The organism is Salinispirillum sp. LH 10-3-1 (assembly GCF_030643825.1).
GTDB lineage: Bacteria > Pseudomonadota > Gammaproteobacteria > Pseudomonadales > Natronospirillaceae > Salinispirillum.
In genome coordinates this window covers 2,745,005-2,770,682 of sequence record NZ_CP101717.1, presented here as the reverse complement: position 1 = coordinate 2,770,682, position 25,678 = coordinate 2,745,005, and the positions used below count along the sequence as shown (strand labels likewise).

The following is a 25,678-nucleotide window of genomic DNA, read 5'->3' as shown; positions in this document are numbered from 1 at the left end:
TTGAGGTTGGCTTACGCCATCACCCGTTCTATTTCGGCCAGCAGTTCAGAGTCAGTCACAGGTTTGGTGAGATAACCTACCGCGCCTTGACGCTTCGCCCACACCCTGTCCGTTTCTTGATCTTTTGTGGTGACCATAATAATCGGAATGTGCGCCGTTTCGGCATCTGTAGTGATGCGACGAGTGGCTTGAAAACCGTTCATTTCGGGCATAACGATGTCCATCATGATGACATCAGGCTTTTCTGCTCTGGCACGGGCAATTGCAATGTTGCCATCTTCAGCGGTAATGACCTCGTGGCCACCTTTCACCAAAGCAGTCCGGAACGCTTCCAGAGTGCTGGGGGAGTCTTCAACGATCAGTACGAGCGCCATGGTTGATTTCCTTGTATGTGAGCCATTTAGTGTGTCTGATTGTAGCAAAGCGGTTTGGCGGGACTCTAGTGATATGTTATTTTTCAACGATGTGACAGTATTTTGTCGTGTTTTTTCCACTGTTAGACCAATTTTTGGCGTAACGGGCGTCACTAATTTCATATTGAAACACTGTTCTACGGATGTTTTTACACTGGTCGATGTAGAATAGTAGGTACAATGCAGCACTGATTATGCCATCCCTTTGAATAAGAAGCGCATGAAAATATTATGAATCAATTAGCTCCGGAAAGACGACGTTCGCGTATTTCGCGCCTGCAAATTCTGGACACGGCCTCTCACCTGTTACAGGAACACGGTGCTCAAGGCGTGTCTATTCGTAAGATAGCGAGCCTCATCCCGTGTGCCCCGCCGTCTATCTACTACTATTTCAAGAATAAAGAAGAAATCTTGGATGCCATGGTGGATGCGCCCTTGACTGAGCTGATTGATCGCTTGGCGCTGGAGTCAGGCAATCACGCTGATGCGAAATCTCTGCTGTTGTCGTACGCCGATTTCTGGTTGCTGCACCGGCGCCAGATGTCATTGCTCTTTTTGCCGGGCCACTGGGGCCAGCAATCCATATTCAACCATCCCAAGTACAGTCAGATCGAAAGCGCTATAGAGTCGGCTTTGGACGGTGACTCCTTGCGTGCTGAAGGCTATTTGGGCTTGGTGAATGGGTTGCTGTTCAAAGTACAGAACTCGGATATCGACGAAAAGAAAGCTCATCATCTTGTTGAGCAAACACTGACCCATCTATTGTAGTCTGATAAATGCCCAGAACCGTCGCGCGAACTACCCGCGACGGTTCTGGCTAGCCCGAACATCCCCTTCTTCCTCCAGGCAACTGGCAGTGCTGTAATTACCGCACTACAGTGGTAATATCTTTACATCAATATTCTGAACAGTGATCATTATGAGCGAGCCGATGATGTCCGGTGTACCGCATATTGCCTTTGTAGGCGACTCCCTAGTGACAGGGATTGGCGATGCATCTGGTTTGGGTTGGTGTACGCGTTTGGCCATGTTGAGCGCGCGTGAACAAAAAACGTTTGTCCCCTATATTTTGGGCGTGCCCGGTGACACCAGTACATTGATCCGTGAGCACTTTGCTATTGAAGTCGATCGCCGTCTAGCGCACCAGGAAGACGCTCGGGTGGTATTCCAGTTTGGTGTAGAAGATTGTCGGTTGATCGGTGAGAAGCCACAGATTGGCCTACGTGAGAGCGTGTTAAATTTGAAGTCCATGATGACCAAAGCTAAGGGCCGCTACCGCATGCTGGTCGTCTCTCCCCCTCCCGTGTACGACCCGGCTGTGAATAGTCGTTTGCAGCGCCTGGTGCAGGCTCAGTCTGAACTGGCGCGCAGTCTACAGGTGCCCTTTATAGATGTGTTCAAACCGCTCAATAGTGATGTGCAATACAAGCGTGAGCTGTCGCAACACGATAAAGTTCACCCGCTTCAGCGCGGCTATGAAAAAATATTCTCCATCGTCTCGAACGATCGGCAGTGGTGGTTTAGCCGCTAAGCGACCCCACTACTGCTTCGCATTCGCATTCGCATTTGCATTTGCTTTGGCTCGGCGACTGGCGCGAGCATAGTCAGGTGGGAGTGCAGGTGCTGGAAGCGCCAAGGCCTCACAGATGACCTCTCTACTGTGCTCTGACAATCTACGTCGTTCGGCGCCTTCCGCCGACAACGGTGCCCGCGCAATTAAGGTGATGTGCAATTGTTTAAGTGCCAATACACCCCACAGGTTATGCAATAACGACTGTTGGTCGATGTATGGCACAACGGGGTGCGGTTGGGGGTCATGCTCATAACGTAGCGCTAAGGGTACAATGGGGGCGTGGAGTTCAATCGCTGCATCAAATAAGCGGCTGTGAAAACGACGCACGTAGTGACCGTGACCCGTGGTGCCTTCCGGAAAGAACAATACGGCGTAGCCATCCTTCAGTTTTTCCTGCATAGCGCTGACAATTTGACCGGTTTGATTGGCACCGCGTTTTAAAAAGAGCGTCCCCGTTTGAGCGGCCAGAAAGCCGATGATGGGCCAGCGTCGAACTTCCGCCTTAGACACGAAATGCACCGGTGCTTGGCTGCCAATCACTAGGATGTCGAGCCAGGAAATGTGGTTGCTGATCCAGATGCCTGCCTGCGGGCGAATTTTCCCGTCGACCTTGACCACAATGCCCATGGCGCCCAGCATGCGACGATGCCACCAGCTGGCCACGTCCATGAAAAAATGCTCTGAAACCCTGCCACTGCGGCGCAGCGGCAGCATGAGAGTGGCGATGGCGATGCCGAGCATCAGCACAATAAACATTCTGAACAGTCGCCAAGTGCGGCGCAACACGGTCATGCATCAAGTTCCTTACTGATTGGCAGGCCCCAGTATAGCGAACCTCGCGGCCTTGAACATCAACGCGCGAGAAAAACACCCTATCACAGCTCACTGCTGATCCCCATGGCGCTCGAGCGCTGGTTGGCACTCGATTTTTGAGCTGGTTTTCGTTATGGTTCAGCTTCTTTATAGACAGCCTTAGCGAACCCTCATGAGCAAGCAGACAGTACTGACCGGTATCACCACCACGGGCATCCCACACCTAGGCAACTATGCAGGGGCCATTCGCCCAGCGATCGAGTCGAGTTTGACCACCGATGCGCGTTCTTTTTTCTTCTTGGCCGACTATCACGCCTTGATCAAGTGCCACGAACCAGCGCGTGTTAAAGAAAGCGCCTTGGCTATCGCCGCGACTTGGTTGGCCGGCGGTTTAGATCCAGACAAGGTGGTGTTTTATCGCCAGTCTGATGTGCCAGAGATCATGGAGCTGACCTGGGTGCTGACCTGTGTCACAGCCAAGGGCTTGATGAACCGCGCGCATGCCTACAAAGGCGTGGTGCAGGAAAATGTCGAGGCCAATGCTGCCGACCCAGACAAGGGCATCACTATGGGGTTGTTCAGTTACCCCATTCTGATGGCCGCCGATATTCTGATGTTTAAGGCCTCGCATGTGCCGGTGGGCAAAGACCAGATTCAGCACATCGAAATGGCGCGCGATATCGCGCAGCGTTTTAACCACATTTTCGGCGAAACCTTTGTGTTGCCAGAAGCGGTGGTAGATGACGCAGGCATGATTCTAAAAGGCCTAGACGGACGCAAAATGTCGAAGAGCTACAACAACACCATTCCGTTGTTTGAAGACGAGAAGAAGCTGCGCAAACTGATCAACAAGATCGTGACCAACTCGCTGGAGCCAGGCGAGCCTAAGGATGCCGACAACTGCACGCTGTTTGGTATCTACTCTGCTTTTGCGAGTTCGTCTGACATTGCCAGCATGCGCAAGCAGTACGAAGAAGGCATAGGCTGGGGCGACGCGAAGAAGCAGGTGTTTGAGCATCTCAATGAGCTGTTGAAAGACAAGCGCGACGCTTACAACCAATTAATTCAGGATCCGGCCGAGATCGACCGTATTCTGGCGCGCGGCGCAGTGAAAGCACGACAGGAAGCCGGTGCGCTCTTGAGTCAGGTACGCCGTGCTGTGGGAATAGGGCCACTGGCCGGTTAAGGCTGCTCAGGTGCGCAGCCTTCTGATCGGTAAAACTTGGCCTGAGCCTGCCTCTACAGCGGCTGGGCGCCGTACTCAAGACATTGTCCAGGTATTGGCCATGTTGGGCGGCGACGTTCATGTGGCCTCACCAGCACAACGTACAGCGTTCAGTCTGGCTGGCGCCTCAGCGGGTTTCACCGAACACGACATTGCGGTCAATGACGACGCCTTTGATGCATGGTTAGCCGATCTGGCGCCCGATATTGTGGTGTTTGATCGTTATGTAATGGAAGAGCAGTTCGGGTGGCGTGTTAGCACCGTTTGTCCGGGTGCTGTACGAGTGCTGGATACCAGTGACTTGCATTGCCTGCGCGAGGCGCGCGCCGAGCAGATCAAGCACGGCGGAGCGCTCTCGCTGTTCAACGATACTGCCTTGCGTGAAATAGCGGCCATCGCTCGTTGCGACCTTACCTTGTTGATTTCTCCGGTCGAGCTGGAGTTGCTGGTTGAGCGATTCCAAGTGCCAGAATTTCTGTTGCACCATACCCCCTTTATGCTGACGCCCTTGCCGGATGAAAATACACTGGTGCCCTACCAGAAGCGCCAGCATGTGATGATGATTGGCAACTTCCTGCACGCCCCCAATTGGGATGCCACACAATGGCTGCGGGCGCAGTGGCCGCACTGGCGTCATAAATTTCCGACGGGTACTGAAGTTCATGTGTACGGCAGCTACGCCACTGAGAAAGTGCAGCAGTTACACAATCCGGCGCAGGGGTTTCACATCAAAGGGCGGGCCGAAGATGCTATTGCGACTCTGGCACAGTACCGCGTGAATCTCGCCTACTTGCGCTACGGCGCGGGCATCAAGGGTAAGGTAGCGGATGCTTGGCTGGCCGGAACGCCTACGGTGGCGTCGCCCATCGCGGCGGAAGGCATGCACGGCGATTTACCCTGGGGGAGTCCTGTCACCGACGATGCCGAGGCCTTTTTCCAAGCGGCAGCGGAGCTTTATCGGCAGCCCGACGTCTGGCAGCAAGCTGTCATGCAAGGGCGTAATGTCGCCGCGCAGTGCCATGACACCCTGATGGAAAGCGTCGCCCTGTCGGGTCGTTTGATGGAGGTGCAGCAGGACTTGGCGGCCCATCGGCAGCATAATTTATGGGGACGTATTCTGCAGCAACAACAGTATCGCGCGACCGAATACATGTCGCGCTGGATTACGGAGAAGAACCGTTTACGTTGACTGGTCAGCGCCTTGCTAAGCCGTCATAATGCCCATCCCGCTCACACAGGTAAGCCAACTTTCATGGCCCGTTTACTCTATTCCATACTGTATTACCTTCTCTTGCCGTTGGTGTTTGCGCGCTTGTGGCGTCGTGCGGCCAAGGTTCCGGCCTACCGCAAACGCTGGTCAGAGCGCCTCGGACGCCCGGTCTGCACTGTTGCCGTTGATCAGCCATTGATATGGATACACGCTGTGTCGGTGGGCGAGTCGATGGCGGCGGAGTCCTTAACCAAGGCCTTGCGCCAGCAGTGCCCAGATATTCAGGTTCTGGTCACGACGACAACACCGACCGGTTCGGAGCTGGTGCAACAATGGGCTGAGCCGGTGTTGCATCAATATATGCCGGTGGATTTGCCGCCGATGCTCAATCCACTGTTTGACGCCTATCAGCCTAAGGTATTGGTGCTGATGGAAACAGAGGTGTGGCCGAACCTGGTAGCGATCGCTCAAGAGAGAGCTGTGCCGATGGTGTTGGCGAACGGGCGAATGTCAGAAAAGTCGGCGCGTGGCTATGCTCGATTTTCGGGTTTGACCCGTCCGGCCTTTGCTGGCTTGGCACAGGTGTTGGCGCAGGCACCCGCTGATGCAGAGCGTTTCGTTGCTCTGGGAGCACCGAATGTGGAGGTAATGGGTTCGATCAAGTACGACATTGTGCTGGACGGACAGACACAAGCACGTCTGGACGATTTACGGCAATGGGTGACGAAACGGCGCATTGTTGTGGCTGGCAGCACGCATCCCGGCGAAGAAGACATCATTCTTGATGCGGTGACTCAGCTGAGTCAGGTTTACCCCGAGCTGCTTTTGGTGTTGGCCCCGCGCCACCCGGATCGGTTTGCTGAGGTCAGCAAGAAGTTGGAATTGCGCGGTATAGACTATTGCCGACGTTCGGCGGGGCAAACACCACAGCGCAAGCAGGCGGTGTGGCTGTTGGACACGCTCGGTGAGTTGAGTGTTTTTTACGGTTTGGCCGACATAGCATTGGTCGGTGGTAGTTGGAATCCACGGGGGAGTCATAACCCGTTGGAACCGGCGTTATTCGGGGTGCCGGTGATTACCGGTGAGTCGGTGTTCAATTTCGCGGCGATCAATGAAGCCCTGCGGGCTGCTGGCGCCTTGCAGCGGGTAAGCAAAGCCCACTTAAGTAAGGCGTTGTTGGATTGGCTAAAGGATGATGCGGCGCGTCAGCAGGCGGGCGCTGCTGGGCGACGTGTGTTGGCAGAGAACCAAGGGGCAACCGAGCGCCAGGCGGCATCGATTGCTCAATTACTATAGACGCGCAGCCCTCTGCGCAAACAGACTCACGTAGGAGGCCAGCCCTCTGGCACAGAAGATCACGTCGTGCAGAGGGCTGCGTACCTATGCGACGATATCGGCCAGATTCCCTTTGCTTTCCAGCCACGTACGGCGGTCGCCGCTGCGTTTCTTGGCCAACAGCATGTCCATGATTTGATGTGTACCCACAGGGTCATCAATGGTCAGCTGAACAAGGCGGCGCGTATCCGGGTCCATGGTGGTTTCACGCAGCTGTAAGGGGTTCATCTCACCCAACCCTTTAAAGCGTGTCACCTGCACCTTGCCCTTGCGGTTTTCGGCTTTCAAACGCTCCAGCACACCTTCGCGCTCGGCATCGTCTAGGGCGTAATGCACTTCTTTACCGATGTCGATGCGATATAACGGTGGCATGGCAACGTAAACGTGGCCGTTCTCTACCAGTTTCGGGAAGTGCCGGACCAGCAGCGCGCAGAGCAGCGTGGCGATGTGCAAGCCGTCGCTGTCGGCGTCGGCCAAAATGCAAATCTTGCCATAGCGTAAACCGCTGATGTCGTCGGTGTCCGGGTCAACACCCAGGGCAACCGCGATGTCGTGTACTTCCTGCGAGGCCAGCAATTCCTGGCTATCCACTTCCCAGGTGTTCAGAATCTTTCCGCGCAGCGGCAAGATCGCCTGGTACACCCGGTCGCGCGCTTGCTTCGCTGAACCACCGGCGGAATCACCTTCCACCAGAAACAGCTCGCCGCGCATGGCGTCAATGCCAGAACAGTCGGCCAGCTTGCCGGGCAGGGCAGGGCCTTGCGTGACCTTTTTGCGGGTAACCTTCTTGGCGGCCTTCATGCGGCTTTGCGCTGAGTTGATCACCATCTCTGCCAGTTGTTCACCGGCATCCGGGTGCTGGTTCAGCCACAGGCTGAAGGAGTCTTTGACCACGCCTGAGACAAAAGACGACATCTCGCGTGACGACAGGCGCTCTTTGGTCTGACCCGAGAATTGCGGGTCGCGCATTTTTGCCGACAACACGTAGTTGCAACGATCCCAGATATCTTCTGGCGTCAGACGCAGGCCGCGCGGCAACAAATTGCGGAATTCACAGAATTCGCGCATGGCTTCCAGTAGCCCGGTACGCAGTCCATTGACGTGTGTGCCGCCCAGAGCGGTCGGGATGAGGTTCACATAACTTTCGGTGATGCCTTCGCCACCCTCTGGCAGCCATTGTACGGCCCAGTCGGCGGCTTCTTTCTCGCCAGCGAACTGGCCAGTAAATGGCTCCGCAGGAATGGTGTCGTAAACCCGAGTGGCGCCGAGTAGATAGTCGCGCAGGCCGTCTTCGTAATACCATTCGTCGGTCGTCGCGTGTTCCTCGTCAATCAGTGTGACTTTCAGGCCGGGGCAGAGTACGGCTTTGGCGCGCAGTACATGTTTTAAACGGCTGGCCAGAATACGAGGGCTGTCAAAGAAACTGCCGTCGGCTAAGAAGTGCACGCGTGTGCCGGTTTTGCGTTTGGCGCAGGTATCGACAATGCCCAGCTCAGAGGCTTTTTCACTGTTTTCAAAGCGAATCTGATGTACCTGACCGTCGCGCCAAACGGTCACTTCCAGCCAGGTCGAGAGGGCGTTCACCACCGATACCCCCACGCCATGTAAGCCGCCGGAATACTGGTAGTTGTCGCCAGAGAATTTACCGCCAGCATGCAGGCGGGTCAGAATCAGCTCGACACCGCTGACCCCTTCTTCCGGGTGAATATCGACCGGCATACCTCGGCCGTCGTCGATAACGGAGAGTGAACCATCCTTGTGCAACGTCACGTCGATGCGCGTAGCATGGCCGGATAGGGCTTCGTCCACCGAGTTATCGATGACTTCTTGCGCAAGATGGTTTGGGCGAGTGGTTTCGGTATACATACCGGGGCGCTTGCGCACCGGCTCAAGGCCACTGAGCACCTCAATGGACTGGGCGGAATAATCGGTCTTACTCATACATTAGTATCTTATGGTTGAGTCAGGTTCACATTAGCAGATACACGAGTGGCGAGTGCCGGTGGCTAGTATCCTGCACTCTGCAAATCGACATCCAGCTGCACGGTTACCCGTGATACGGCGGTTTCGATATGCCCGTCAGGATACAGATCCAGCCAGCGATAACCCGGTGATGCATCGTCAGCCTTAAAGTCTACCTGTTGTGGCGCGAATTGCACACAGGTGGATGGTGTGGCGAGGTAGCGGCGGCCATCAATTTCTTTATCGACAAATTGATGGATGTGCCCCCATAGAATGACTTTTACATTGGCGTGCCGTTCGATCACGGCATGAAAATCTTCACTGTTTTTCAGACAGTGGTTGTCCAGCCAGACACTACCGGACGGAATGGGGTTGTGGTGCAGGGTCACTAGCACGTGACGATCCCCAGCCGACGCGAGGGCATCGCCCAAGAACTGCAACTCAGGTGCGTCCAGTCGACCATAGACCGTTTTTAAAATGGATGAGTCGAGCAGCACAATACGCCAGTGTTCATGGTCGATGATCTTGCTGTAATGTGAGGTTTCAAATGGGAGGCGTTGCATCAATTCGGCTTCATCATGGTTGCCGGGAATCCATGCCATGTTTGGGCACAACGCCAAGGCGGCTTCACGAAACCGATTGTAGCCTTCGATCGATGCGTCTTGCGTGATGTCACCGGTACCTAGGATGTAGTCGATTTGGTCACGTTCCTTACGCACCAAGTCTACGACAGCCTTAAAACTTGCTGCCGTATTCATCCCCATTAAGCGACTACTGGGGTCTTTATAGAGGTGACTGTCCGTTAGTTGGACAATGCGCCAAGGATGCTGTTGTTCCATCACTGCGTTGCTCTCTTGGTCTGGTTCTTTGACTACCAGTAGAATTTATAGTCGGAGTCTTACAAAAAAAACACCAAATTAACAGATTTAGAAATTATTTTGTACAGTGTTAATATCACAATTCGAGCAATTCGTTCACTAAAACACCAGTTTTTCAGCACTGCGCCCGTGTGCCAGTAGAAGTTGCAACCACTCTGCAAGCCAGCGATTCAATTGCTCTTTTTCATTCGCCTGAAACATTTCTGGGTTAGGGTAGGGGTAGACGCCGCGGAAACTACCGCGCCGCGCAAAGGTAACTACTTCTGAAGTGCGGGCATCTAAATACACTCGTACCATGAAGGTTTGGCGGGCAAAGTAGTCGGGTACCTGATGCTGATGCACGGCTACTTCTACACTGGCGGTGTAGCGGAATCGCTCAACCACAGAGAGCGTAAAATCGGCGCTGCTGTGTTGTGGCGTTTCAATGAAGAACGCAGCCTCATCGCCGGTCTTGAAGTCGGGCAAGAAACGCTGCAGGCGCGCAAAGTTGCCTTCACACTGAGCGGCTTCCGCTTTCAAGTCGGGTACGTACGTTGCTTTCACACTGCACTCCATTCCTGATTTAAGGTATCAAGGTGTAATTGTAGCCATTGTAGGGCGATAATGCTGGCGGCGTTGTTGATAATACCGTCGTTGAGCCAGGTCACTGCTTGGTCAACACTCACCCGATGCACCAGGATGTCTTCACCTTCATGGTCGAGACCGTGTACTCCACCCGCTGTGCTGGCGTCGACTTCACCGATGTACAGAGTGATCTTTTCATCGGTGCCGCCCGGGCTGGGGAAGTATTCGCAAATCTGCTTCAAGCGTTTGATCGTGGTGCCTGCTTCTTCAAGTGCTTCACGGCGTGCCACGTCTTCTGGCGCCTCATTAGGCTCGATAAGGCCAGCGACGCATTCAATCAACCAAGGGGTGGAGGCTTTGCGCGCCCCGACACGAAATTGTTCAATCAACACGACACTTTGCAGTTTAGGGTCGAACAAAAGAACCACTACAGCGTCGGGCCGCACCATCAGTTCTCGTTTAATCTCAATGGGTGGGCGGTCATAGCAGGCATGGCGAACGTGCAGTTCATGCATTTCGTAAAAGCCTTTGAAGACCGTGCGTTCGGACGTCACTGTTACATCGGCGTGTGTAAAGCGCTGCGGCTTGGCGTTGGACACACTACCTCCTGAGTATTGAGTAATTGCATAACTGAGAGGACATTGTGACAAAGGTAACAGGTCAACGACAGTGGAAAATGATAATGTGCATTTCTTAAGCAGAAATCTGTGCGGCTACGCACAATAGTTCAGTTGTGTGGTGCGCCAAAACTGGAAAGTCAACGTAAACGATCAGTGACGGTCGTTGTGTGCATCGAGCAGATGCCGGAAAATGCCGCCCCAATAACCCGAAGGAAATGAAATATGGTTAGTAACAAATGGCCGCTCGCCGTTGCTCTTGTGATGTTGAGTGTCGGGAGTTCGGCTCAAAGCTTAGAGGCGTTGTACAACAGTGCGTTACGCAATGACACGCAATTGAGCGCCGCCATCGCCAATGCGCGCGCCAGTGACACGCAAGTGACTCAGGGCTTGAGTCGATTGTTACCGCGTTTGACTTTGGAAGGCGAAGCCGGTGCGCGCTATAGTCAGGTCGACGAAATCCTAGACGGGAATACCGTGTATTCTGCCGGAACAGCGTTACAGCTAACGCAGTCTATCTACAACCAGCAGGCATTTGCTGCCTATGATGCGGTGCGCAATTTGGCCGCGCAAAGCGAAGCTCAGGTAGCTGCCACACGGGCCGATTTGAAAACGCGTGTCATTGATGCTTATTTTGCGGTACTGCGTGGCGAAGAAGGCGTCGTGCTGACGGAGCGCGTCATAACTACTGTAGAGCGCCAGCTAGAGCAAACGCAAGAGCGTTATGATGTTGGCTTGGTGGCCATTACGGATGTATTAGAAGCACAAGCAGTGCTTGACCAAACCCGCGCAGACCTCATTCGGGCGCAAAACCAAGCAGAGTTAGCGCGTCAGCAGCTGGCTCAATTGACCGGCATGCCTATTTCTGGGCTGCAGGGGCTGAATCAGCAGTTTGATCCGACCGATATTAACATGGGTACCGTGCAAGAATGGATCGACAAGTCGCGCCAGAACCCTAATCTGATTGCCGGTCGCTTGGGCATTCAGGCGTCGCGTGACCAATTGCGTGCCGAGCGGGCTGACCGTTTGCCCCAAATCAACGGAGTGGCACGCTACGGCTATGATGCCTCATACGATGTTGATCGAGTAGGCATGGGGAGTGCTGGGGCTGGATGTAGTGTGTCTGCTGACGATTTCGTTGATTGCAGAACGTTCACTATGGCAGTAACCGCCTCCATCAGCATCCCGCTGTTTGACGCCGGTAATCGCTCGGCCGGCCTGAGTCGACAGAGTTATCAGCTGGAAGCCTCAGAAGCCAACTACGAAGGTAATCAGCGTCAGATTGAACTGGCGGTGCGGCAGTATCATCAGCAAATGCAGGCTGACTTGTCGAACTTGAACGCGCTACGCCAAGTGGTGTCCAGCCGGGAAAGTGCAGCCGAAGCGACGGAGCTCGGTTATGAAGTGGGTTCGCGTAATGTGGTGGAAGTGCTTAACGCACAGCGTGCGTTGTTAACGGCACAAACCAACTTGTCGGTGGCGCGCTATGATTTGATCAGCAACTACTTCAAGTTGAAGGAAGCCGCTGGCGATCTGCAAGAGCGCGACATCCAGTGGCTTGCGGGCTACCTGAACTGAGTGCGAAAGAGATTTAAAACTCATCCTCGGCATCGGGAAACTCTCGGCGTATTGCCGTGAATTCTGTCCAGTGGGCGAGCAACAGGTCAACGAGGCGTGGTTCAAACTGCGCCCCGGACTGGCTCTGTAAGTAGTGTTTGATGTCCTCCTCGGCCCAAGGTGTTTTATAACATCGGACTGAGCCCAAAGCATCGAATACATCCGCCAAGGCCGTAATGCGGCCTTCTATCGGCGTTTCCGCTTGCTTTAACGCTCTCGGGTAGCCTTTGCCGTCCCAGCGTTCGTGGTGGGTTAAGGCGATCATAGATGCCATGCGCAGAATCGGCCGCTTGGAATCAGCGAGTAGGTCATGACCTAGCTGGGCATGGCTCTGCATCACGCTCCATTCGTGCGGTTCCAGTTTGGCAGGTTTGTGTAACACCGCGTCGGGAATGGCAACCTTGCCGAGGTCGTGCAGGGGAGCGGCATGGCGCAGCAGCTCACATTGATAACTGCTGAGGCCATAATGCTGTCCTAACAGTTCCGCAATGATGCCCACCCGTTGGACGTGAGCCCCGGTTTCTTTGCTGCGCATTTCCACTGCATTGCCTAGACGATTCACCAGCTCTTTCTGGGTGTCGACAATTTCTTCGCGCAACAGCAAGCTTTGATAAATCAGCAGGAGATTAGCCCCGAACAGGCTCAACAGCTCACGCTGAAAGCCGTCTGGGTGTGGCATGCGCACCAGCAAAAACACATGCAACGCCGGTTCACTGTGTTGATACACCATGAAAAAGTCGTCGCTGTGTTGGGGGGTGTCGGTTTTCATGGCCTGTGCAACCAAGTTGCGTAATGGGCCTGGTAGGCTAGCAATCTTGTCTTGGTAGTCATGCAGTACTGTATTATTGGCGGCTTGCAAAACATGTAGGTAGGGGTAGCCTGAACCATCGTCGGGTACCATGCTGATGCCCCAGAATTCAGGTGATTCGACGTTGAAAATGGCACGGATTTGTTGCTGCACGATACTGCCAAAGGACGACAGGTTGGCGGCTGCCAGTGTGTGCTGCGTGGCGGTCAGAATGTTACGTAGCCCTTCCTGTTGTTGCCGTACCAAGCGCAGGTCGCGGTAGGCGCGCAGCGTGCTGTAGCACAGGGTGCGCAGCTTCTGTCGGGTCAGGTCGGTTTTTTCTTTGTAGTCGTTGATGTCGTAGGCTTCTATCACCTGATGCTCAGGCGCTTGCCCCGGTTGGCCGGTACGCAACACCAGACGAATGTCCGTCATATGCAGTTTACGTCGGATGTCGTGCACCAGCTCCAAGCCCGCTGACTCGGTTTCCATCACTACGTCCACCAAAGCCAGCGCGGTGTCGGGTTCTTGTTGCAGAATGTCGATAGCTTCGGCGGCCGAATAAGCACTGAGAAAGCGGATGTCGCGGCCTTCTACTTGATATTGTTTAAGCGCCAGTATAGTGACCTGGTGAATGGACTCATCGTCGTCGACGATCAAAATAGTCCATGGTTGGGCTCCTTTGTGTCCTGTAGCAGGCGTCTCGTCTCCGGCAAACAACAACTCGTCAGACATGGGTAAAGTGCTCCGCTTTTATCACTATCCGTGGTTCTAGCATATACTCTAGTGCACAGGATGGCATCCGCCCAGTAAACAAAGGCTAAAAAGGGTTTGCTGTACGCTATTGTTTTTGCTTTTTCACAGTATGTGTTTATAATGCCGCGCCACCTTAACCATCACGCAGAAGGGTAGGCACCTCATGTTACGAATCGCAGAAGAAGCTTTAACCTTTGACGACGTCCTGCTTGTACCGGGGTACTCCGAGGTTCTGCCAAATCAGGTTTCCCTGAAAACTCAACTCTCGCGCAACATCTTCTTGAACATTCCGTTGGTCGCCGCGGCCATGGATACCGTCACCGAAAGTCGCTTGGCGATTGCGATGGCGCAGGAAGGCGGTATCGGCATTATGCACAAAAATATGTCGATTGAGCAGCAGGCACAAGAAGTGCGCCGCGTGAAAAAATACGAAAGTGGTGTGGTCCGCGACCCCATCACCATTCAACACGATGCGACCATTCGTGAATTGATTGATCTGACCCTCTCTAACAACATCTCTGGTGTCCCTGTCCTCGACGGCAAAGACCTCGTGGGTATTGTGACGGCGCGTGACGTGCGTTTCGAGCGCAGTCTCGACGCCAAGGTCGCCAGCATCATGACGGGTAAAGACAAACTGGTTACAGTGCGTGAAGGCACTGACCCCGACGAAATCATGAGCTTGTTGCACCGCTACCGTATTGAGAAAGTACTGGTCACCAATGACGACGGTCTGTTGGTCGGCTTGGTAACGGTGAAAGACATCACCAAAGCGCAGTCCTATCCAAACGCCTGTAAAGACTCACAAGGCCGGTTGCGCGTCGGTGCGGCGGTCGGTACCGGGAAGGGTACTGATGAGCGCGTGAAGGCGCTGGTGGATGCAGGTGTGGACGTGATCATTGTTGATACGGCGCACGGTCATTCGAGCCACGAGTTCGGCGTTATCGATCGGGTGCGTTGGGTCAAAGAAAACTTTCCGCAGGTTGATGTGGTCGGCGGCAATATCGCGACCGCTGAAGCTGCGTTGGATTTGATGAAGGCGGGTGCTGACGGTGTGAAAGTCGGTATTGGTCCTGGTTCTATCTGTACGACCCGTATTGTTGCTGGTGTCGGTGTGCCGCAGATTACAGCAGTATCGAATGTGGCGGCTGCGCTGAAAGAGCATGGCATTCCGGTCATTGCTGACGGTGGTGTGCGATTCTCTGGCGATTTAGCGAAGGCGTTGGCAGCCGGTGCTTATTGTGTGATGGCCGGTGGTTTGTTCGCCGGTACGGATGAGGCACCGGGCGAGGTTGAGCTGTTCCAAGGTCGGGCTTATAAGTCATACCGGGGTATGGGGTCAATAGGTGCCATGGGGCAGTCGCAAGGCTCCAGTGACCGCTATTTCCAGAGCGGTAACGGGTCTGACAAATTAGTACCTGAGGGTATTGAAGGTCGTGTGGCGGTGAAAGGCCCGTTGTCGAACGTGGTGCACCAGTTGATTGGTGGTGTGCGGGCGGCGATGGGTTACACCGGTTGCCAGACCATCGAAGAGCTGCGCACTAAGCCGCAGTTTGTGCGCATCAGCAATGCGGGTATCAAAGAGTCACACGTACACGATGTGCAGATTACGCGGGAAGCGCCTAACTACCGCGTGGGTTAGTTCCTGTAGGATGATGGTGTGTGGTGTTCTGGGGTGTGCTTCGGGACGCCACGAGTACATCCATGTAGGCTACAGTGTCGCCGTCCTGGCGACACAGTCCCGCCGCAACCCCAGAACCCCGCACCCCATCACCGAACGCCTGTTACTTGGCAAAGTGAGTGGAAGTACTCTAGAGTTTTAAAAGTTTATCTATAGGAAGGGCCCATGCGTCAAAACATCCACGCTCAGAAAATCCTGATTCTGGATTTCGGTTCTCAGTACACCCAGTTGATCGCCCGTCGCGTGCGTGAGATTGGTGTTTACAGCGAAATTCATGCCTTTGATATGAGCCCTGAAGACATTCGGGAATTTGCGCCACAAGGCATTATTTTGGCCGGTGGGCCAGAGTCGGTGACGGGTTCGGATACGCCGCGCGCGCCGCAAGTGGTGTTCGAAATGGGTGTGCCGGTGCTGGGTATTTGTTACGGCATGCAAACCATGGCGGAGCAGTTGGGCGGGAAGGTCGCGACGTCGAATCACCGTGAATTCGGTTACGCCGAGGTTCAGGTGGTGGGCAGTGGACAGTTGCTCGACGGCATCGTGGACCGCGACGACACCACCGGACGTTGGTTGGATGTGTGGATGAGTCACGGTGATCAGGTGTCTGCGATGCCGGAAGGCTTTAAGCTGATGGCGCAGACGGAAACCTGTCCGATTGCCGCGATGGCCGACGACGAGCGCCAGTTTTACGGCGTGCAGTTCCACCCAGAGGTGACGCACACGCTAAAAGGCCAAGAGATTCTTGAGCGTTTTATTCGCACGCTCAGCGGTTGTGATGCGCTGTGGACGGCAGAAAATATCATTGATGACTTGGTAGTGCGTGTACGGGCGCAGGTCGGCAGCGGCAAGGTGCTGTTGGGCTTGTCCGGCGGTGTGGATTCGTCGGTGGTGGCTGCGTTGTTGCACAAGGCCATTGGTGATCAACTGACCTGCGTGTTTGTCGACAACGGCTTGTTGCGGAAGAACGAAGGCGATCAAGTAATGGCGACCTTCGCGCAGAACATGGGCGTCAAAGTGATTCGCGCCGATGCGGAAGACCTGTTCTTGGGCAAGCTGAAAGGCATTGCTGATCCGGAAGAGAAACGTAAGGTCATCGGCCACACCTTTATTGAAGTGTTTGATGCCGAAGCCACCAAATTGAAGGACGTGCACTTCTTGGCGCAGGGTACGATCTACCCCGACGTCATTGAGTCTGCAGCGGCGAAAACCGGCAAGGCGCACGTGATCAAGAGCCACCACAACGTGGGCGGCTTGCCAGAAGAAATGGCCATGGAGTTGGTGGAGCCGCTGCGTGAGCTGTTCAAAGACGAAGTGCGCCGTATCGGTGTGGCACTTGGTTTGCCGCACGACATGGTCTACCGTCATCCATTCCCCGGCCCAGGCTTAGGTGTACGTATTCTGGGTGAAGTGAAGAAAGAATACGCGGACATACTGCGTGAAGCCGATGCGATCTTTATGGAAGAGTTGCATAAATCGGGTTGGTATCACAAGGTCAATCAGGCATTTGTGGTGTTCCTGCCGGTTAAGTCGGTCGGTGTGGTCGGTGACGGCCGCCGCTATGAATGGGTGGTGGCATTGCGTGCCGTTGAAACCATCGATTTCATGACCGCTCGTTGGGCGCACCTGCCTTATGAGCTGATCGAGCGTGTGTCGAACCGCATCATCAACAGCATCGAAGGCATTTCACGTGTCGCGTACGATGTGTCCAGCAAACCGCCTGCCACCATTGAATGGGAATAAATGGTCGACGACCTGAATCCTTATCTCGATAGCCCTGACCATCAGGGCAGCGAGGCTGACCGCTATTGGATGGCCCAAGCCTTAATCGAAGCGGCGAAAGCCGCCGAGATGGGCGAAGTCCCCGTCGGGGCGGTGCTGGTGGATGCCGCAGGCGAGTGCGTGGCGCGCGGGTTCAATCACCCGATAAATCTGCACGACCCGTCGGCACACGCTGAAATAGCGGTGTTGCGGGCGGCGGGGCAAGCCTTACAGAATTACCGTTTGGTCCATACGACGCTGTACGTCACCATTGAACCCTGCGCCATGTGCGTGGGTGCCATTGTGCACGCGCGGGTCGGCCGCTTGGTGTTCGGCGCTACTGAACCGAAAGCCGGTGCTGTGGTGAGCCAAGAACAATTGGCTGACAAGCATTGGCTGAATCATCAGCCTGCCGTCACCGGCGGGGTTTTGGCCGACGAAGCCAGTGCATTGATGAGTCAATTTTTTAAGCAGCGCCGCGCCGCGCGTCAGGCTGCTAAGCAATCCAATCAAGCACTCGCTGGTCGCAGCCCAAAGGACTAAATGACTCAGACCTCCATTCCTACCGTGCGGCTATCCGCCGGTTATTTCTTCTATTTCGCCATCTACGGTGGCCTGCTGCCGTTCCTTGCCCGTTTTCTGCGTGAGCAAGGCTTTGCCTTCGATCAAATCAGCCAGACGGCAGCCGTACTGACGTTGTCGATGTCGTTGGGGCCATTTCTGTGGGCGTCAATCAGTGACCGTACCGGCAAACGCATGGTGTGGGCGCGTTTAAGTTCGTTGGCTTTGCTGGTCGCGCTGCTATTGCTCGGCATGTTGTCGGTACCCATTGTGGTGGTGGCCATGGTCGGGTTGATCGGTATCGCGTTGTCGGCCATTTTGCCGCAAATGGAAGCGGTCACCTTGCAGTATTTGGGGCCTGCATCAACGCGTTACGGCAACATTCGCCTCTGGGGTACGCTGGGCTTCGGGGTGGTGGTACTGGTGCTGGGTGCTCTCTTGGATCGCGCTGGAGCGCAAGTATTACCATGGTGTCTGGCATTGATTGCCGTAGCAACCTTGATTACTCAGATGCTGATCAAGGACGTGCCACGAGTGGCGGGTCAGGTCAGCGAGCAAGCGCCGTGGTCGGCATTTTTGCAACGCATGGGTCAGTTTCCGGTGTGGGGCCTGTTTTTGGCGCTGTTCCTGTGGAGCGTCACCATGGCGGCGTACAATACGTTTTTTGACCTCTATTTACAGGAGTTCGGTTATTCCGGCGCAGCCATTGGCCGTTATTTGGCGTTGGCCCCGTTGGCCGAGGTGCTGTTGTTCTTGGTGTTGAGTCGGCTACTGCAGCGCTGGGGCGCTAAGTCGGTATTGGTGATGGCATTGCTGGCGACCTCGGGTCGCTGGTTGATGACCGCTTGGTTGGCCGACAGCTGGGTGTGGTTGGCATTGGCGCAGTGTCTGCATGCGCTGAGTTTTGGTGCGGTACACGGTACGGCGATTTACTTGCTGTCACGTATGTTCCCCGATAATCAGCAGGCGCGTGCCCAAGCCACCTACATTGCTTTCAGCACGGGTCTGGGGTTGGTGAGTGGTAACTTGCTGGCCGGTCAGTTTTGGTCGTTGCCACAGGGCTCGCAATGGGTGTTTACGCTGAACGCGGTCATCGCGTTGGTGGCCGGGTTGCTGGTCGCGGTGGCGTTGCAACGCAAGCGCATGTTGGCGTTGAAAACCAGCGCCTGATTACGCAAGTAGGGTGCGATACGTCTCTATATACGCCGCTGCCGCAGGCTCCCACTCAAAGCGCTGCGCCATGGCGTTCTGCTGTACCTGTTTGAATACCTTCGGGTGCTGCGTATAAAGCTCAAACGCATGCGCTAATGCCATGCTGGTGGCTTCTATGCTGGGCGCGTCAAAGCTCAGGCCTGTTGCGACGTCGGCGTTGTGATTGTCGACGGCTAACGGCACCACCGTATCACGCAAACCGCCGGTGCTCCGTACGATAGGCAATGTGCCATAGCGCATGCTGTAGATCTGATTCAGTCCACAGGGTTCAAATAAACTCGGCATCATAAAGAAATCGCTGCCCGCTTCTATCTGATGCGCCAGCGCTTCGCTGTATCCTTCGGTGAAGTGCACCTGACCAGGGTGCGACGCCGCCAAATGGCGTAGCAACGACGAAAAGTGCGCATCGCCACTGCCCAGAATAACCACCTGCGCTTTGTTGCCTAAGAACTCATGCAGGGCAGGAATCAGGTAGTGCAGGCCTTTTTGGTCGGTCAGGCGACTCACCAAGCCAAACAACGGTCTTTCAGGATTCACCATCAATTGCGTTTGCGTTTGCAGCACCGCTTTGCATTGTTGTTTACCTGCTAAGTCTTTAGCACTGAAGCGCGCAGCAATCAGTTCATCGTGTTCCGGGTTCCACAGGCCATAATCACAGCCATTCAAAATGCCAGATACCTTGTGTGCGTGCGCCTGAAAGGTCTGCCACAGTCCGTGCGACGTGCTTTCTTGCATCAGTTCATCACGGTAGCCGGGGCTGACGGCCACAATATGGTCCGCAAAGACCACAGCACCCTTCAGTAGGTTGATCTCACCGTAGTCTTCGAAGTGCTCTGGAATAAAGTCGCTGGGATCGATGCCTAAGGCGCCAAGCCAGCGTGCATGACACTTACCCTGATAGGCGCCGTTGTGTACATTGAAGACACTGCGGGTGTGGCTAAAAAAGCTGTCGCCCGGTGCTTGTTTGCTTAGGTAATAGGGTACCAAAGCCGTTTGCCAGTCGTGGGCGTGCAGAATATCGGGTACAAAGTTCAGTGCCTTACACAGCGCAAAAGCTGCTTTGCTGAGCAACCCGAAGCGCAGTGGGTTGTCTTCGAACGGCCAGCGACCGTCGTCATAGATACCTTCACGATCGTAGAACTGGTGATGTTCCAGCAAATAGATTTCCACGCCGTTATCGTTGTAGTGTCGTACTGCGCAACCGTAGTGGTCTCTGGGGTTCAGGGCGACATCAAGACTGCTGATCAGTACTTCTGGCTGGTGCTTAAACAGCGCGCGATAATAGGGCATCAACACCTTGGTGTGGGTGCCCGCTGACCGCAAAGCGGCAGGTAGCGCACGTGCAACGTCCGCCAAACCACCGGTTTTGACCAAGCCTTCGTATTCCGAGGCTACCAGCATTACATTGAGGTCAGAAGCCAACGCGCGCTCCTTTTGGAATGACGACCACACCTTCTTTCGATACATGGAAACGCTGACGATCCTGCTCCGGATCTTCGCCAATTACCGTATTGGGCGCAATCACCACATCTTTGTCGATAATGGCGCGGCGAATCCGACTACCCCGACCAATGTCGTTGCCGCCCATGATTACGCAGCGGTCTACATAGGCATGGCTGTGTACATGGACGTTATAACCAAGAATGGACTGATAGACGATAGAGCCGCTGACAATGCAGCCACCAGAGATCATCGAACAGATCGCCTGTCCGGTCCGGTTGGCTTCGTCATGCACAAATTTGGCCGGTGGGACAGCAGGGTGGTAGCTGCGCAGTGGCCAGTAGCGGTTGTACAAATCAATCGGCGGTATGACGGAAATGAGGTCCATATTGGCTTCGTAGTACGAATCTATGGTACCGACATCACGCCAATAACCGCGTGACTGGTCCGGCTCGCCACGAATGATGTTGGTGGAAAAATCGTACACATACACATCACCCTGGGCGTACAGCAGCGGGATGATGTTGTGCCCGAAATCGTGTACCGACTCCGCTTGTTCGGCGTCGTAGCGCAAGGACTCGGTCAGTGTCTTGGCATCGAACACGTAGTTCCCCATTGACGCCAACACCATGTTTGGGTTGCCGGGGATGGTCTTAGGGTCTGCCTTGGGCTTCTCCTGGAAGCCAATCATCTTGCCGCTTGCATCGACTTCAATAACACCAAACTGGTGGGCCTGCTCCACCGGAACGGGGATGGCCGCTACCGTGAGTTTGGCTCCGGTATCTTGATGGAATTGAATCATTTGCCGCACATCCATCTTGTAGATGTGATCCCCACCGAATACGCATACGAGTTCAGGGTCTACCCCTTCAATGACATCCAGGTTCTGAAAAATGGCGTCTGCCGTACCCTGGTACCAGTGTTTGCCGGTCTGCATTTGTGCGGGAATGGGGTCGATAAATCGATTGGTCAAACCGGTCACTCGCCAGCGGCGGCTCATGTGCTTGAGTAGGCTGTGTGATTTAAACTGCGTTAAAACGAAAATCTGCAGCAAGTCGGAGTTCACGAAATTGTTCAAGACAAAGTCGATGATGCGATAGTTGCCACCGAAGGGTACTGCAGGTTTAGCGCGAATGCCGGTGAGTGGTGCAAGCCGAGTCCCTTCGCCGCCCGCCAGAATCATGGATAAAATGCCAGACATAGCCGCCTCTCTTGTTGATGATATGAGCGTAAAAAGCCTTCACGCTGGGTAGTTCTTTTAGTTGTACTTTAAACAGTAAACCCAAGATTGGCTTTTGTCATTGATCTTAAGCAATCAAAGAGAGACTTTCTTGCGGTGGCAGCGCACTTTGTCTTTCCAGACTCTGTTGAACGTCAGGCGCTTTACTGAAGAACACCGGTGAGAATTCCGGTTGACGACGACGCTGCTCCAGCGACACTAGGGTAATCAGGATGATCGCCATGATGACCAAGAAAATGACCAGCTTCACGATAGGATTGCGCATAGCATTTGCTCCCTGTTGACTCAATGAATACGGCACGTTCACACATCCCGCATGGTGGCATCTTGATGTCTTTGTTATTATCTTACCGTCTAATTCGCAAACGGACTATTTTTGATGTGTAAGTACATTGTGATTGTTGTTATGTTGTTCAGCTTACCCGCTTTGGCGAACGACGCAATAGAGATACGCCAAGCGGATCGACTGGCCTCAACATTGCTCAATGACACCAGCATACCGTTGAATGAGTCCACCAGTGTGCTATTCGATCCTCATACACTGATTTCCGGTGACCATGAACAGGTGCTACCCGACTACTGCCTGTTGTCGGCGGACGCTGTTTTGAATGGTAATCTGTTGCTTCTATCGCCACGCAACATCCTGTGTGTGACGGATCAGCAAAAGGTGCTGGAAAGCGAGTTGTCCGGTTTCGCAACCGTTAATGGGGTCGCTGCTGTGCCGTTCGACTGCGCGCGGACCACCGCCAGTGGTTGTGCTGAAGTGCGTCTTCAAGCGGGTTTCTCCGTCGATTTCCAGTTAACCGAACCTACCACGCTGCGCATTCAGCGCTGATGGATAGTCCGTTCCCTACCTTGCTCCCTGGGAGCTTGGTCGCTATGCTTCGCGTTTTTTCGTTAGCCAGTAAGGAGTTGTTGTGTCTTGTAGTCGGTTAGGATCTATGGCGCTGTTGGTATCAACAGTGGCGCTGAGTGTTCAGGCAGTAGCGCATGAGTGCCACACCACTACCCCCGTAGGCTCGGTTCAAGGAAATACCGTAACGCTCTTTCAAACCATCGTCGAAGATTGGCAAGTGGTGCGCGACCGCATTGCTGAACGAGGCCTTTGGGTGGATATCGAATGGCTGGACGCTCAAGCAAGTGATGTAAAGACGGAAATGGTAAGTTTGCGTCGCACTGCCCAGATAGAACAGCGGGTCGTTGACCGTACTGGCCAACAATGGGACATTCTTTGGCAGTTGGCAGACCACCATGGCGACTGCACAGAAGTGCGCGCTGAAATATCGTGGACGCAAGACGATGTATCCATTCCCACCGGTTTTGAGTGGTGGGCTCCGGTGCAGCAAAACATTCTGCGACCTGATTGATTCTACTTTGTATTTCTTCACCCTGAGGCACGCATCATGACACTGGAACGACAACTGCAAGTGATGCTCGCCTTGTTCTTTGTGGGTGTGTTTACCCTCGTGTTATGGATACCGGCTGGATTGCTGGCGTTGTGGCTGGCGTGGACGACAGGGCATCCTGTGGCTCGCGCAGGGCGTCAGATGTTTTTCTACAGCTGGTTGTTCTGGCTCGGCGCTTTTCTTGTGCTGCCTTTTGGTGCTGGTATGCTGCTGCTCGCAGCCTTACTGATCACCAGTTGGGCAGGCTGGATACTCTACCGCACAGTGATTCTTTGGTCGCAAATCGACGGTTCGGTGCAACATTAAAAGGTTTTCCGACCACTTATCAGCGCCATAACCTGTCAATTGATGGTCTCCGCACGCCGAAATATACCCCATACTGACGCTTAGAAACTCTAATAAGAAAGCGATCATGATTCGCTTGCACCACCCTCTGCACCGCGTGATTCTCGCGGGTACGAACGATAGGGTCCTTGCAGGACGTCACCGAACATCGGCGACTGGATCGACTGCAACGAGGTAAATAGTGGTCTATCATGAAGATGTAGTTGAAGAGTTCGGTCAGCAAGGCGGCCAATCAGAGAGCACGATGACGACACTCAAAAGAATACTGTACGCTGAAGATGAGCCCGATATTCAAGCTGTGGCTCGGATAGCGCTGGAAATGCTCGGGGGGTTCGAGCTGCGCGTGTGCAATAACGGGCAGGAAGCGCTGGACGCCCTGAATGATTTTGCCCCCGACCTCATATTACTCGACGTGATGATGCCAAGAATGGATGGCCCCACCACCTTGGACCATATTAAGCGCCACCCTTCTGCAGCTGGCGTCCCCGTGGTTTTTATGACCGCCAAGGTGCAGGGATCTGAAGTCGAGGCTTATCTGGATAAGGGAGCTATAGGTGTTATTGCGAAGCCCTTCGATCCGATGACACTGGTACAGCAGCTAAAAGACCTGTGGGCACAATGCCATGAACGACCAGATCAGCGCTGAGTTTGCCGCTCGGCTTGACCAACTGCGACAACAGTATGCCTCTCGACTGGAATCAGACCTCTGCCAGCTTGAACGTGACGCGCAATTAATGGCGAGTTCCGACACGGATGCTGGGCAGTTGCACACACTGCATCAACAGCTGCATAAACTGGCCGGGTCATCCGGTACGTTCGGCTTCGAACAGCTCGGTATACTGGCACGCGCCCTCGAGAACACCGCCAAACAGCGGATTGACCAAGCAGACTTTTCTCCATGGCAGGAATTGCCGGCGCGCGTTGCGGAACTGCACCAAGCACTGAGCCCGCAGGCAGATCTTACCCCTGCAGCTGATCGTCAAGTACCCGCACACCTGTATCAAAAAACGTCCGAACAGATCAGTGAGTCGGGCCGACCTGCTCGTATTATGCTGCTTGCCGATGACCTCACAATCAGTGATGAGCTGCTGGATGCATTAGGGAACTTTGGTTACGAACTGACCAAGACGAAGGCTGACACGGGTGCTTCGTCATTCATTGATGAATCAAACCCGGATCTCATTGTGGTTGACTTACCAGCGGAAGACGATCGAAACGCCCATGAAGCTTTCCTGGAACAATGTGAGCAATGTCGTGAATCGGCAGCGCCGATGGTCTTTCTGACCGATAGCATGGACTTCGACGTAAGGCTCAAAGTGGCTCAGCTGCGCGGAGCGGGTCACTTTATCAAGCCGGTGGATATTCCACGCTTGGTTGATCGTATCGAGTCCGTACTGCAGTGGCGCAATGCCAATCCGCATCGGATTCTGGTTGTGGACGACGATGAAATGCTGGCCGAGCACTATGCAACGGTGTTGCGCCAAGTGGGAATGAACGTCGCGACGCTGGCGGAGCCGAATCAATTGTTGGATCGGGTCCAGCAATTCCGCCCTGAGCTCATCGTGATGGATATTCATATGCCCGGAAGCTCCGGTATCGACCTTGCGCGTATGATACGCCTGCAAGTCGAATGGCTCACCATGCCGATTATCTATTTGTCAGGCGAGCGCGACTCAGAGATTCAAATGGAAGCCATTAACAGTGGTGGTGATGACTTCTTAGTCAAACCGGTATCTGAAGCGCACCTAGTAGCCGCCGTAACCTCGCGTGTGACACGTGCGCGGCAGCTCAGTGAACTGATGTCGCGCGATAGCCTAACGGGCCTACTCAAGCATTCCGTCATCAAAGAGCAGCTGGCCATTGAAGTAAAGCGCGCTTTGCGCACCCAAACACCGCTGTGCTTTGTCATGCTCGACATTGATCATTTCAAAAAAGTGAACGATACCTATGGTCATGGCAAGGGCGACCAAGTGATCAAAACATTAGCTCATATGCTGCATCAGCGCTTGCGCCGCAGCGACAGCATTGGGCGTTATGGTGGTGAAGAGTTTGCCGTGGTGTTGACGGATTGCACGCCAGAGCACGCCTTGTTGATCCTCAATGATATTCGTGAGGCCTTTTCGGCCATTTTATTTGCCAGTGGTGATACGCACTTCTCAGTGACACTCAGTGCTGGGGTCGCGTCATTGGTTGATCATCCAGACTGTGCACTGTTGCTTGAGGCAGCGGACGGAGCGCTGTATCGCGCCAAGACGAACGGGCGAAACCGCGTCGAGCTGGCGTGAATA

25 protein-coding genes are annotated in these 25,678 nt (G+C 54.3%); 15 read left to right on the top strand and 10 right to left on the bottom strand.

What is annotated here, in order from left to right; translation table 11 throughout:
* Window positions 1-11: 11 nt before the first annotated feature.
* A complete protein-coding gene (locus NFC81_RS12650) occupies window positions 12-374 on the bottom strand; it encodes a response regulator (protein WP_304994839.1) in 363 nt (120 codons plus the stop codon).
* A 270-nt stretch (window positions 375-644) separates the two neighbouring features.
* Here NFC81_RS12650 and NFC81_RS12645 point away from each other — a divergent pair, with 270 nt between their 5' ends.
* Both NFC81_RS12645 and NFC81_RS12640 read left to right on the top strand, forming a co-directional pair.
* On the top strand, window positions 645-1,181 hold the full coding sequence (locus tag NFC81_RS12645; RefSeq protein ID WP_304994838.1) for a TetR/AcrR family transcriptional regulator: 537 nt from the start codon (window positions 645-647) through the stop codon (window positions 1,179-1,181).
* Between the two features lie 151 nt (window positions 1,182-1,332).
* Entirely contained in the window at window positions 1,333-1,944 is a 612-nt protein-coding gene (locus NFC81_RS12640; protein ID WP_304994837.1) for a GDSL-type esterase/lipase family protein, read from the top strand.
* 9 nt (window positions 1,945-1,953) lie between these two features.
* Here NFC81_RS12640 and NFC81_RS12635 read toward each other — a convergent pair whose 3' ends face one another.
* Window positions 1,954-2,778: a lysophospholipid acyltransferase family protein gene (locus NFC81_RS12635; protein ID WP_304994836.1), complete on the bottom strand. Its 825-nt coding sequence runs from the start codon at window positions 2,776-2,778 to the stop codon at window positions 1,954-1,956.
* Window positions 2,779-2,971: 193 nt separating this feature from the next.
* Between NFC81_RS12635 and NFC81_RS12630 the strand changes: the two genes are divergently transcribed.
* The 3 genes from NFC81_RS12630 (at window position 2,972) to waaA (ending at window position 6,530) form a co-directional block, all read left to right on the top strand.
* Window positions 2,972-3,985: a tryptophan--tRNA ligase gene (locus NFC81_RS12630; protein ID WP_304994835.1), complete on the top strand. Its 1,014-nt coding sequence runs from the start codon at window positions 2,972-2,974 to the stop codon at window positions 3,983-3,985.
* 10 nt (window positions 3,986-3,995) lie between these two features.
* Complete coding sequence (locus NFC81_RS12625; RefSeq protein WP_304994834.1) at window positions 3,996-5,213, top strand: glycosyltransferase family 4 protein; 1,218 nt, start codon at window positions 3,996-3,998, stop codon at window positions 5,211-5,213.
* Window positions 5,214-5,276: 63 nt separating this feature from the next.
* Entirely contained in the window at window positions 5,277-6,530 is a 1,254-nt protein-coding gene (gene waaA, locus NFC81_RS12620; RefSeq protein ID WP_304994833.1) for a lipid IV(A) 3-deoxy-D-manno-octulosonic acid transferase, read from the top strand.
* Between the two features lie 84 nt (window positions 6,531-6,614).
* Here the strand turns inward: waaA and parE are convergent, their stop codons facing one another.
* From parE to NFC81_RS12600, 4 genes are all read right to left on the bottom strand, one after another.
* Entirely contained in the window at window positions 6,615-8,510 is a 1,896-nt protein-coding gene (gene parE / locus NFC81_RS12615) for a DNA topoisomerase IV subunit B (protein WP_304994832.1), read from the bottom strand.
* Window positions 8,511-8,575: 65 nt separating this feature from the next.
* The gene (gene cpdA / locus NFC81_RS12610; RefSeq protein ID WP_304994831.1) at window positions 8,576-9,370 is read right to left on the bottom strand and encodes a 3',5'-cyclic-AMP phosphodiesterase; all 795 of its coding nucleotides are present in this window, start codon (window positions 9,368-9,370) and stop codon (window positions 8,576-8,578) included.
* Window positions 9,371-9,508: 138 nt separating this feature from the next.
* On the bottom strand, window positions 9,509-9,952 hold the full coding sequence (locus tag NFC81_RS12605; protein ID WP_304994830.1) for a DUF1249 domain-containing protein: 444 nt from the start codon (window positions 9,950-9,952) through the stop codon (window positions 9,509-9,511).
* A complete protein-coding gene (locus NFC81_RS12600; RefSeq protein WP_304994829.1) occupies window positions 9,949-10,572 on the bottom strand; it encodes an NUDIX domain-containing protein in 624 nt (207 codons plus the stop codon). The genes NFC81_RS12605 and NFC81_RS12600 overlap by 4 nt, the downstream gene beginning before the upstream one ends.
* A 243-nt stretch (window positions 10,573-10,815) precedes the next feature.
* Between NFC81_RS12600 and NFC81_RS12595 the strand changes: the two genes are divergently transcribed.
* Entirely contained in the window at window positions 10,816-12,168 is a 1,353-nt protein-coding gene (locus tag NFC81_RS12595) for a TolC family outer membrane protein (protein ID WP_304994828.1), read from the top strand.
* Window positions 12,169-12,181: 13 nt separating this feature from the next.
* Here the strand turns inward: NFC81_RS12595 and NFC81_RS12590 are convergent, their stop codons facing one another.
* On the bottom strand, window positions 12,182-13,729 hold the full coding sequence (locus NFC81_RS12590) for an HD domain-containing phosphohydrolase (protein WP_304994827.1): 1,548 nt from the start codon (window positions 13,727-13,729) through the stop codon (window positions 12,182-12,184).
* Between the two features lie 184 nt (window positions 13,730-13,913).
* Between NFC81_RS12590 and guaB the strand changes: the two genes are divergently transcribed.
* The 4 genes from guaB (at window position 13,914) to NFC81_RS12570 (ending at window position 18,917) form a co-directional block, all read left to right on the top strand.
* On the top strand, window positions 13,914-15,389 hold the full coding sequence (guaB, locus tag NFC81_RS12585; protein WP_304994826.1) for an IMP dehydrogenase: 1,476 nt from the start codon (window positions 13,914-13,916) through the stop codon (window positions 15,387-15,389).
* Window positions 15,390-15,593: 204 nt separating this feature from the next.
* A complete protein-coding gene (gene guaA, locus NFC81_RS12580) occupies window positions 15,594-17,168 on the top strand; it encodes a glutamine-hydrolyzing GMP synthase (protein WP_304994825.1) in 1,575 nt (524 codons plus the stop codon).
* Window positions 17,169-17,729, top strand: coding sequence for a tRNA adenosine(34) deaminase TadA (tadA, locus tag NFC81_RS12575; protein WP_304994824.1), 561 nt, complete (start codon window positions 17,169-17,171; stop codon window positions 17,727-17,729). It begins immediately after the preceding gene.
* Window positions 17,730-18,917, top strand: coding sequence for an MFS transporter (locus tag NFC81_RS12570; RefSeq protein ID WP_304994823.1), 1,188 nt, complete (start codon window positions 17,730-17,732; stop codon window positions 18,915-18,917).
* On the opposite strand, the gene glgA is transcribed toward NFC81_RS12570, so the two are convergent.
* The 3 genes from glgA to NFC81_RS12555 all read right to left on the bottom strand — a co-directional run bounded on the left by glgA (window position 18,918) and on the right by NFC81_RS12555 (window position 21,904).
* Window positions 18,918-20,381 (bottom strand): glycogen synthase GlgA, encoded by a 1,464-nt coding sequence (gene glgA, locus NFC81_RS12565; RefSeq protein WP_304994822.1) that lies wholly within the window; start codon window positions 20,379-20,381, stop codon window positions 18,918-18,920.
* A complete protein-coding gene (glgC, locus tag NFC81_RS12560; RefSeq protein ID WP_304994821.1) occupies window positions 20,371-21,600 on the bottom strand; it encodes a glucose-1-phosphate adenylyltransferase in 1,230 nt (409 codons plus the stop codon). Before glgC ends, glgA begins: the two co-directional genes overlap by 11 nt.
* A 106-nt stretch (window positions 21,601-21,706) precedes the next feature.
* Window positions 21,707-21,904 (bottom strand): hypothetical protein, encoded by a 198-nt coding sequence (locus NFC81_RS12555; protein ID WP_304994820.1) that lies wholly within the window; start codon window positions 21,902-21,904, stop codon window positions 21,707-21,709.
* Between the two features lie 114 nt (window positions 21,905-22,018).
* Between NFC81_RS12555 and NFC81_RS12550 the strand changes: the two genes are divergently transcribed.
* The 5 genes from NFC81_RS12550 to NFC81_RS12530 all read left to right on the top strand — a co-directional run bounded on the left by NFC81_RS12550 (window position 22,019) and on the right by NFC81_RS12530 (window position 25,675).
* Window positions 22,019-22,474 carry a hypothetical protein gene (locus tag NFC81_RS12550; protein WP_304994819.1) on the top strand — a complete coding sequence of 152 codons (456 nt, stop codon included), beginning with the start codon at window positions 22,019-22,021 and terminating at the stop codon, window positions 22,472-22,474.
* Window positions 22,475-22,580: 106 nt separating this feature from the next.
* On the top strand, window positions 22,581-23,006 hold the full coding sequence (locus NFC81_RS12545) for a hypothetical protein (protein WP_304994818.1): 426 nt from the start codon (window positions 22,581-22,583) through the stop codon (window positions 23,004-23,006).
* Between the two features lie 36 nt (window positions 23,007-23,042).
* Window positions 23,043-23,351 carry a hypothetical protein gene (locus NFC81_RS12540; protein ID WP_304994817.1) on the top strand — a complete coding sequence of 103 codons (309 nt, stop codon included), beginning with the start codon at window positions 23,043-23,045 and terminating at the stop codon, window positions 23,349-23,351.
* A 283-nt stretch (window positions 23,352-23,634) separates the two neighbouring features.
* A complete protein-coding gene (locus tag NFC81_RS12535; protein ID WP_304994816.1) occupies window positions 23,635-24,036 on the top strand; it encodes a response regulator in 402 nt (133 codons plus the stop codon).
* Window positions 24,014-25,675, top strand: a complete 1,662-nt coding sequence (locus NFC81_RS12530; protein WP_304994815.1) for a diguanylate cyclase — start codon at window positions 24,014-24,016, stop codon at window positions 25,673-25,675. Before NFC81_RS12535 ends, NFC81_RS12530 begins: the two co-directional genes overlap by 23 nt.
* Window positions 25,676-25,678 lie beyond the last annotated feature (3 nt).